Raw genomic sequence first — 9,771 nt, forward strand, 5'->3', positions numbered from 1 at the left:
GTAAAGTCCGCTGTCTTGCAGTCGCCCGCGGTGCGGGCTCCTACGGTTGGGGTGAGATAGCTAGTCCGTTATCGACTCAGGAATGGACGGTCGTGGTGGCGGGAAGGTCTGTTGCAGAGTGGGCGTAAAAACGGGAGGCCATCGGCCTCCCGTTTGTTTTGTGCCGCCTAAGCAGGCGGCGCCTGAGCTTACTTGGCGGTTTGTGCATCCACGGCGGCGAGCGCCACCATGTTGACGATGCGGCGTACCGACGAGATCGGGGTCAGGATGTGCACCGGTTTGGCCATGCCCATCAGGATGGGGCCGATGGTGACGCCATCGGAGGCAGACACGCGCAGCAGGTTGTAGCTGATATTGGCCGCTTCGACGTTAGGCATGATCAACAGGTTGGCCGCGCCCTTGAGCGGGCTGTCCGGCATGGCCTGGCTGCGGATCGCTTCGACCAGTGCGGCATCGCCCTGCATCTCGCCATCGATTTCCAGCGTCGGGTGCTTGGCCTGTACCAGCGAGAGCGCGTCGCGCATCTTGCTGGCTGCCGGGTTGTTTAGCGCACCGAAGCTGGAGTTGGACAACAGCGCAACCTTGGGCGCGATACCGAAGCGCTTGACCGCTTCGGCGGCCATTTCGGTGATGGCGGCCAGCTGTTCTGCGTCCGGATCTTCGTTGACGTAGGTGTCGGCGATGAAGATGTTGCCGTTAGGCAGAATCAGCGCATTCATCGCGGCGGCAACCTTGTCTTCGCGCGCGTAGCCGAGAATGTCTTCGACGATGCCGAAGTGCTGCTTGTAGGCGCCATAGGTGCCGCAAATCAGCGCATCGGCTTCGCCGCGCTTGACCATCAGCGCGCCGATCAGCGTGGAGTTGCCGATCACGCGGCGCTTGGCCTGCTCCTGGCTGACGCCGCGACGCTTCATCAGCGCGTAGTAGTCTTTCCAGTAGTCGGCGAAGCGCGGGTCGTTTTCATTGTTGACCAGCTCGAAGTCGGTGCCGATTTCCAGCTTGAGGCCGAGCTTCTTGATGCGGGTCTCGATCACGCTCGGGCGGCCGATCAGTACCGGGAAGGCCAGCTTTTGCGACACGATTTCCTGGGTGGCGTGCAGCACACGCTCGTCTTCGCCTTCGGCCAGCACCACGCGCTTCTGTTCCTTCTTGGCCTGGCTGAACACCGGCTTCATGAACAGATTGGTCTTGTAGACGAACTGCGTCAGCTGTTCGACGTAGGCGTCCATGTCGGTAATCGGGCGCGCAGCCACGCCGGAATCCATCGCGGCCTGCGCCACGGCTGGGGCGATCTTGACGATCAGGCGCGGATCGAACGGTTTCGGGATCACATACTCGGGGCCGAAAGACAGGTCCTGGTTGCCGTAGGCGGTGGCGACCACATCGTTCTGCTCGGCCATGGCCAGATCAGCAATGGCGCGCACGCAGGCCAGCTTCATCTCTTCGTTAATGGTGGTGGCACCCACATCGAGCGCGCCACGGAAGATGAAGGGGAAGCACAGGACGTTGTTGACCTGGTTGGGGAAGTCGGAACGGCCGGTGCCGATAATGGCATCCGGACGCACGGCCTTGACCAGATCCGGCATGATTTCCGGCTCGGGGTTGGCCATGGCCAGAATGACCGGGTGCGCGGCCATGCTCTTGACCATGTCCTGGCTGACCAGCTTGGGGCCGGACAGGCCCATAAAGATGTCGGCGCCGACCATGGCGTCGGCCAGTTTGCGCTGGCCATTGTCGGCAATGGCGTAGCGCTTTTTGGTCTCGTCCATCTTGTCGTCGCGGCCGCTGTAGATCACGCCTTTGGAGTCGCAGACGGTGACGTTCTCGCGCTTGACGCCCAGTGCGACCAAGAGGTCGAGGCAGGCGATGGCGGCAGCGCCGGCACCGGAGGCGACCACGCGTACCTTTTCGATATCCTTGCCAACCAGACGCAGCGAGTTGAGGACGGCGGCGGCAGCCACGATGGCGGTGCCGTGCTGGTCGTCGTGGAACACCGGAATGCCCATGCGCTCACGGCACTTCTTCTCGATGTAGAAGCACTCGGGCGCCTTGATGTCTTCGAGGTTGATGCCGCCGAAGGTCGGTTCCAGCGAGCAGATGATGTCGACCAGCTTGTCCGGGTCGAGCTCGTCCACTTCGATATCGAACACGTCGATGCCGGCAAACTTCTTGAACAGCACGCCCTTGCCTTCCATCACCGGCTTGCCGGCCAGTGCGCCAATATTGCCCAGCCCCAGCACCGCTGTCCCGTTGGAGATGACGGCGACCAGATTGCCGCGTGCGGTGTATTTGTACGAATTCAGCGGGTCATCCACGATGGCCATGCACGGTGCGGCTACGCCTGGCGAATAGGCCAGACCGAGGTCGTGCTGGGTGGCGAGTGCCTTGGTGGGCGACACCTGGATCTTGCCGGGGGTCGGGTACTGGTGGAAATCGAGTGCGCTCTGGCGCAGTTGCTCATCCATTGGAAGGCTCCTGAGGTGCTTTTTTAAGCAGTTTGGATTAACAGCATTCGTTGGCCATTATATAGGCTTAGAAGCATTAGCGGCTATGCCGGCTGTCTGACAAAAAAAGCGACGGTATAAAACCGTCGCTTTCTGGCCAATCAGGGCGTGGTTTACATCATGCCCAGTGTGCGTGGCAGCCACAGCGAGATGGCCGGCACATAGGTGATCAGCATCAGGAAGGCCAGCATGGTCAGCAGCCATGGCCATACCGCGATGGTCAGCTCGGTGATGCCCATCTTGGTGATGCCCGAGGCAACATACAGATTGAGGCCGACCGGCGGGTGGCACATGCCCACTTCCATATTCACCACGATCAGGATGCCGAAGTGCACCGGGTCGATGCCCAGCGCCATCGCCACCGGGAACAGGATGGGGGCGAAGATCAGCACGATGGATGACGGCTCCATCACGTTGCCAGCCAGCAGCAGCAGTACGTTCACCACCAGCAAGAAGGCGATCGGGCCGAGGCCGGCGTCGATCAGCCAGCCGGCCATCGCCTGCGGGATGCCTTCGCTGGTCATCAGGAAGGAGAACAATACCGCGTTGGTGATGATGTAGAGCAGCATCGCCGACATCGAGGCCGAGTCCAGCAGCACTTTCGGCACCTGCTTCAGGCTCATGTCCTTGTACACGAACACCGCCACGATAAAGGCGTACACCGCGCTCATCGCCGCCGCTTCGGTCGGGGTGAAGATGCCGCTATAGATGCCGCCGATTACCACCACGATCAGGAACAGGCCCCACATCGATTCGCGGAATGCCTTCAGGCGTTGCACGGCAGTGGCCTTGGCCAGACGCGGGTAGCCGAACTTGCGTGCGCGATACCAGGTGGTGAGGCCGAGGAAGGTTGCCAGCATCAGCCCCGGGATCACGCCGGCCATGAACAGCTGGCCGACCGAGGTGTTGGTCGCGACCGAGTACATCACCATCACGATGGATGGCGGGATCAGGATGCCCAGCGCGCCGCTGGTGGTAATCACGCCGGCGCCGAAGCTGTTGGGGAAGCCTTGCTTGACCATGGCCGGCAACAGGATGGAGCCGATGGCGACCACGGTGGCCGGACTGGAGCCGGACACGGCGGCGAACAGTGCGCACGCCATCACGCCAGCGAGGCCGAGGCCGCCATGCCAGTGGCCAACCATGCTGGTGGCGAAGTTGATCATGCGCCGTGCCACCCCGCCGTGGGTGAGGAAGTTACCGGCCAGGATAAAGAACGGGATCGCCATGATCTCGAACTTCTCGATGCCGGTGAACAGCTTCAGCGCCACCGCCTCGATCGGCACCTCGGTCATGGTGAACAGGAAGGTGAGTACCGTCAGACCGAGCGAGATCGAAATCGGCATGCCGGTAAGCATCAGGACAATCAATAGTCCGAAGATGATCAGCGCGCTCATTTGTTGTCATCCTTGTGCTTGATATCGTGCGGGTGCAGGTTGTCGTCCATGGCGAACCAGTTGCTGTCTTCGGCAACGTCATCCATGCCTTCAACGTGGCTGTGGTCATGCTTGGGCAGCTCGCCGGTGCGCAGGAAGTTCCAGGTGACCTGCAGGAAGCGGAAGCTCATCAGGTAGGAACCGCAGGGAACGGCGAGGTAGACCAGCCACATTGGCACTTCGAGGTCGGCCGAGGTCTGGTCGGTGTGGGCGATTTCCCAGACAAAGGTCGCACCCAGGGTGCCGACGATGGCGGTGAACAGCGCGCCGGCGAGCAGGCCCAGCACGATAAAGCGGCTGCGGTTTTTATCCCCCAGCTTGTTGATCAGCACATCGACACCGACGTGGATGCCGGTGCGCACACCATAGGCGGCGCCGAACTTGGCCATCCACACGAACAGGTAAATAGTCAGCTCCTGTGCCCACGCCATATTGATATGGGCGAGATAGGGGTAGAGCAGGTCGATGCCGGAGCCGTAGCGGTGGGCAACGGCGGCAAAGGTAATCAAGGTGGCGGCGGCCATTAAAAAGGCGATCAGCCACTCCTCGAGATGGTCGAGGAATTTGAGCATGGGGTCTCTCCATACAAAAGGGCGCTACCCGTCAGGAGTAGCGCCCAGGGACGGGGCTATCAGTTAGCCTTGAAGCCGGTGGCGGTCTGAACCGATTTCAGCAGGTCGGCACCGATGCGGTCAGCCATCTTGGCGTGTACTGGCGCCAGTGCCTGACGGAAAGCAGCGCGCTCGGCCTGGGTCGGGTTGTAGACGGTGGTCTTGCCCGAGGTGGCGATCTTCTTGAGGTCGGCCTCGTTTTCCTGCTTGGCGATCTTGTTGGCGTAGGTCGTGCTGTCGCGCATTGCGCCTTCCAGCTGGCTGCGTACGTCAGCCGGCAGGCCATCCCAGAACTTCTTGTTCACGATCACCGCATAGCCCAGATAACCGTGTGCGGTGGTGGTCAGGTTCTTCTGCACTTCGTGCATCTTTTGGGTGTACATATTCGATGGCGGGTTTTCGGTGCCGTCGACCACGCCGGTCTGCAGCGCCTGATACACCTCGGAGAACGCCATCACCTGCGGCATTGCGCCCAGTGCGCGCATTTCTTCGTCCAGCACCTTGGACGACTGGATGCGCATCTTCAGGCCCTTGATGTCGGATGGCAGCTTGATCGGCTTGTTGGCCGACAGGTGCTTGAAGCCGTTATCCCAGAACGCCAGACCCTTGATGCCCTTGCTATCCAGTTTGCCCAGAAGCTGCTGGCCGATCGGGCCTTGGGTGACTTTGTGCAGCTCGTCGTAGTTGTCGAAGATGTACGGCAGATCGAACACTTCGTATTCTTTTACGCCCAGCGGGCCGAATTTGGCCAGGGACGGTGCCAGCATCTGCACAGCGCCCAGTTGCAGGGCTTCCAGTTCTTCCTTGTCTTTGTACAGCTGGCTGTTCGGGTAGATCTCAACCTTGACCTTGCCCTTGGTGCGCTCTTCGGCCACTTTTTTGAAATATTCGGCGGCTTTGCCCTTAGGGGTGTCCTTGGCCACGACGTGGCTGAATTTGATAACGATTTCGCCGGCTGCGAAGGCGGAGCCTGCAGCAAACGTGGCGGCGATGGCCAGGGTGGTCAGTTTGAGTTTCATCGGTTTCTCCAGTGTTTTGTGATTGTTCATGCAGCCCTTGTTCCCAGGCTGTCATTAGGGTGTAAAGTAGAAACCTCTGCCTTTTATATCTATTGGGGAATTCCGCAATAGGGAATACCCTCATATGTCATGAAATACCTGCTGTCAGTGCTTAAGCCGCGTTCAGTGCGGTTGTTGTTGTCCTTTACCGGCGTGGCTTTTATTGCCTTATTGCTGTGCATAGGCAGTATTTCCTTTTTGTTGTACCGCGATTGGCAAGAAGAGCAACGCGATACCCTGATTCAGGATGTGTTGTGGCTGGAGCAGTCGATCCGGGTGTCGCTGGATGGCGAACGGTACTGGGCGCAGAACATGGCGACATCACTGGCCGGCGTTAAGCGTAGCGCCGCCCACCTGGCCAATGCGCGCGCCTTGTTCCTGCGCGAACACCCCGATGTGGTCGAGCTTGGCCTGGTTGTCTCTGCCGATCTGGCGGAGAAGACGCGGGTGGCGCCGGAGATGGATGCCTTATGGCGTGCCGCCCGGCTGGGGCATGCCGCCTATGGCGAGCCTTATCAGGGTAAGGATGGACGCTACCGCTTTGATCTGGCTGTTGCTTTGCCGGACAGGCCGGGGCAGTTTTTGCGGCTGGTCTATCGCTTCGATCGTTTGCTGCAATCGCAGGTGCCGTGGTGGATGGCCGAGCGCTACCACATCAGTCTGGTTGATGTAGGCGGTAAGGTGATTGCCAGTAAGTTTCCGCAGCATGAACCGCAAGGTACGCTCAGTCACCAGCTCAGTTTCGATCCGCCCGGCTTCGGCCTCAGCCTGCGGGCCGTGTCGTACCGCCAGAGCCTGGGGGTGACACTGCCGGTGCTGGTGGGGGTCATCATCCTGTTGGCGCTGGCCTTGGCCGGCGCGTTCTGGCGTATCCGGCGCTATACCGGCGAGCGCTTGCGGGCCGAGCGTGCGCTGTCCGGCGAGATTTCGCTGCGTCAGGCGATGGAGGACGGGATGAAGAACGGCTTGCTGGTCTTTGATCTGAGCGGCCGCATTGTCTACGTCAACCGCGCGTTTTGTCGCATGACGGCATCGGAACCGGAGAGCTTGCCGGGACGGATGCCGCCCTATCCGTTTTGGGGTGGGGGAGCGCCGGTCGATCTTCTGGCCATGCTCAAGGACTTCGGGTGCGACGGCTGGCCCGAGCACGGGCTGGAATTGCAGTTGCAGACGCCGCAAGGCAGCGTGGTCGAGGTGCGGGTCTATGTGACGCCGCTGGGCGATGGCGACGGCGGGCAGCGCGGCTGGATTGCGTCCATGTACGATATTACCGAGCTGAAACGCCAGCGCCTGACCATGGTGGCATCGAGAGAGCGTTTTCTCGCGGTGTTGAATGGCTTGGAAACCGGGCTGTGTGTGTCGGCGGGTGGGGGCTTGACCCTGCTCTATAGCAACCCGGCTTTTACCCGTCTGTGGCCGCTGGCGGGCGAGGGCAGTTATTGCGTGGTCTTGCCGGGCTTGCCATTGCTGGCGGGAAGCGAAGGACAGCTGATCGAGTACGGCCCGGATGCCGCCGGGCATTATTTCGAGCTGCAACATAGCCGGATCGAGTGGAGTGATGGCGAGCAGGCGTGGTTGACGCGTTTGCGGGATGTGACCGAAGCCCGATTGCGCGACGAGCGCGAGCGGGCGCTGGAAGTCCGTTTCCAGACGACAACCCGGCTGGTGGCTATGGGGGAGATGGCTTCCAGTCTGGCGCATGAGCTGGGGCAGCCGTTGACCGCCATCAATACCTATGCCTCGGGGCTGAAACGGCGTCTGGCCGGTGTTGAGTCTTTGCCCGATGGCGTCACCCCCGCCTTGCAGGCTCTGGCCGATCAGGCGCAGCGCGCCGGGCAGATTGTCGGCAGCATTCGCGCTTTTGTGAAAAGGCATACGCCGCAATTGCAGGAAGTGGATCCGCTGGTCTTGATGCCGCATGCGCTGAGCCTGGCACAGCCCTTGGCCGACAAGCATCTGGTGCCGCTACGCCTGACGCAACTGGGCCGGCCATGTGCCTTGCAGCTTGATCCGGTGCTGATCGAACAGGTGATGCTGAATCTGGTCAAGAATGCCATCGAGGCGCAAGTCGAGGCCGGCGTCACGCGCCCGCGGGTGGATGTGCGCGCCGAAAGCGGCGTGTCCAGCTGGCGGGTCGAGGTGCAGGATAATGGCCCGGGCCTGTCCGAGGCGGCTTACGCCAATCTGTTTACCCCGTTTTACAGCAGCAAGGCTGACGGCATGGGCATCGGTTTGAATATCTGCCGTTCGATCATCGAATTTCACCGCGGCGAGTTTGGTGTCACCCGGACTCTGGCCGGCGGTTGTGTCTTCTGGTTTACCCTGCCGCTTTCCGGGCAAGGGCACGCCCTGCCGGACACAACATCGGGCAGGGCGTTTCAGGCCTAAACGGTGCAGGGCTTAATCCGGCGTCAGGATAGTTTCGTGCGCTTCGCTTAGGGTATCCGGATAGTCGCGGCTGTAGTGCAGGCCGCGGCTTTCCTTGCGCTCCATGGCCGAGCGCACGATCAGCTCGGCGCACAGCAGCAGGTTGCGCAGTTCGATCAGGTCATTGCCGACATGGAAGTGACTGTAGTACTCGTCGACTTCCAGTTTCAACAGCTCGATGCGGTGCAGCGCACGCTTCAGGCGTTTATTGGTACGCACGATACCGACGTAGTCCCACATGGCACGCCTGAGTTCATCCCAGTTGTGCGAGATCACCACCTCCTCGTCCGGATCGGTCACCTGGCTGTCGTCCCAGTCCGGAATCTCGGGCAGTTTCTGTTCGGGCTGGGTCAGGATCAGGGCCGAAGCGGCCTTGCCTATGACCATGCACTCCAGCAAGGAATTGCTGGCCAAGCGGTTGGCACCGTGCAGCCCGGTGCAGGCAGCCTCGCCCACGGCAAACAGCCCTTCTACATCGGTTTGCCCGGCAAGGTCGGTGACCAGGCCGCCGCAGGTGTAGTGCGCGGCCGGCACCACCGGAATCGGCTGCTGGGTGATATCGATGCCCAGCGCCAGGCAGTGGGCGTAGATATTGGGGAAGTGCTCGCGTACGAAGGCGGCCGGCTTGTAGGAAATATCCAGATAGACACAATCGAGACCGTGCTTCTTCATCTCGAAGTCGATGGCACGCGCCACGATGTCGCGCGGTGCCAGTTCTGCGCGCGCATCGTGTTCGGGCATAAAGCGGGTGCCGTCCGGCAGCTTGAGAATGCCGCCTTCACCGCGTACTGCCTCCGAAATCAGGAAAGACTTGCTGTGCGGGTGATAGAGACAGGTCGGGTGGAACTGGATGAATTCCATATTGGCCACGCGGCAGCCGGCGCGCCAACCCATGGCGATGCCGTCGCCGGTGGCGGTGTCCGGATTGGTGGTATAGAGATAGACCTTGCCGGTGCCGCCAGATGCAATGATGGTGTGCTGGGCCGCGATGGTGATAATGCGGTCGCTGGCTTTGTCCAGCGCATAGGCACCGAAACAGCGTTTGCCTTCCTGCCCCAGCTTGGCGGAAGTAATCAGATCGACGGCAATATGCTCTTCCAGCAAAGTGATGTTGGGATGGGCGCGCAGCTTCTGCCCCAAGGTGCTGGTCACGGCGGCACCGGTGGCATCGGCCGCGTGGATAATGCGCCGATGGCTGTGGCCGCCTTCGCGTGTCAGGTGATAGCCGGTCTGGTGGGCTTCATCACGGGTAAAGGGCACGCCCAGTTCGATCAGCCAGTCTATGGCTTCCTTGGAGTGCTCGACAATAAAGCGGCTGGAGGCTTCGTTGCACAGGCCTGCGCCGGCGACCAGGGTGTCGGCTATATGGTGTTCGACCGAGTCACCGGTATCCAGTACCGCCGCGATGCCGCCTTGGGCATAGCTTGAGCTACCTTCCAGCAGGTCCCGTTTAGTGATTACGCACACCCGGCGCTGTTCGGCCAGATGTAGCGCCAAAGTCATACCGGCCAGGCCGCTGCCGATAATGAGTACGTCAAACTTGAGCATGATAGATGTCCGCAAGCGATGGTTTCGCCGATAAAAGCTAGCGTATCAGAATTTTTGATGCCAAAAAGCTGTTGCTTGGTATATGTAACGGGTTGTTGGCAATAAATCGGGAATATCTTGCAAAAGGTGTTGACGCATCAGCCTAGGGTGCGTATATTTCGCCTCCTCAGCTGACGACGCAAACGAA

6 protein-coding genes are annotated in these 9,771 nt (G+C 60.7%); 1 reads left to right on the forward strand and 5 read right to left on the reverse strand.

The window, feature by feature from the left end:
* Nucleotides 1-188: 188 nt before the first annotated feature.
* From GQF02_RS03825 to GQF02_RS03840, 4 genes are all read right to left on the reverse strand, one after another.
* Nucleotides 189-2,465, reverse strand: coding sequence for an NADP-dependent malic enzyme (locus tag GQF02_RS03825; protein WP_160794953.1), 2,277 nt, complete (start codon nt 2,463-2,465; stop codon nt 189-191).
* Nucleotides 2,466-2,617: 152 nt separating this feature from the next.
* Nucleotides 2,618-3,901, reverse strand: coding sequence for a TRAP transporter large permease (locus GQF02_RS03830; protein ID WP_124736688.1), 1,284 nt, complete (start codon nt 3,899-3,901; stop codon nt 2,618-2,620).
* Complete coding sequence (locus GQF02_RS03835; protein WP_160794955.1) at nt 3,898-4,512, reverse strand: TRAP transporter small permease; 615 nt, start codon at nt 4,510-4,512, stop codon at nt 3,898-3,900. The genes GQF02_RS03830 and GQF02_RS03835 overlap by 4 nt, the downstream gene beginning before the upstream one ends.
* Nucleotides 4,513-4,571: 59 nt before the next feature.
* Nucleotides 4,572-5,570, reverse strand: a complete 999-nt coding sequence (locus GQF02_RS03840) for a TRAP transporter substrate-binding protein (protein ID WP_160794957.1) — start codon at nt 5,568-5,570, stop codon at nt 4,572-4,574.
* Between the two features lie 129 nt (nt 5,571-5,699).
* On the opposite strand from GQF02_RS03840, the gene GQF02_RS03845 reads away from it, so the two are divergent.
* Nucleotides 5,700-7,997 carry a PAS domain-containing sensor histidine kinase gene (locus GQF02_RS03845; protein ID WP_220789315.1) on the forward strand — a complete coding sequence of 766 codons (2,298 nt, stop codon included), beginning with the start codon at nt 5,700-5,702 and terminating at the stop codon, nt 7,995-7,997.
* Nucleotides 7,998-8,009: 12 nt separating this feature from the next.
* On the opposite strand, the gene nadB is transcribed toward GQF02_RS03845, so the two are convergent.
* A complete protein-coding gene (nadB, locus tag GQF02_RS03850; protein WP_160794959.1) occupies nt 8,010-9,584 on the reverse strand; it encodes an L-aspartate oxidase in 1,575 nt (524 codons plus the stop codon).
* Nucleotides 9,585-9,771 lie beyond the last annotated feature (187 nt).

Origin of the sequence: Craterilacuibacter sinensis (genome assembly GCF_009831765.1) — a bacterium.
Lineage (GTDB): Bacteria > Pseudomonadota > Gammaproteobacteria > Burkholderiales > Chromobacteriaceae > Craterilacuibacter > Craterilacuibacter sinensis.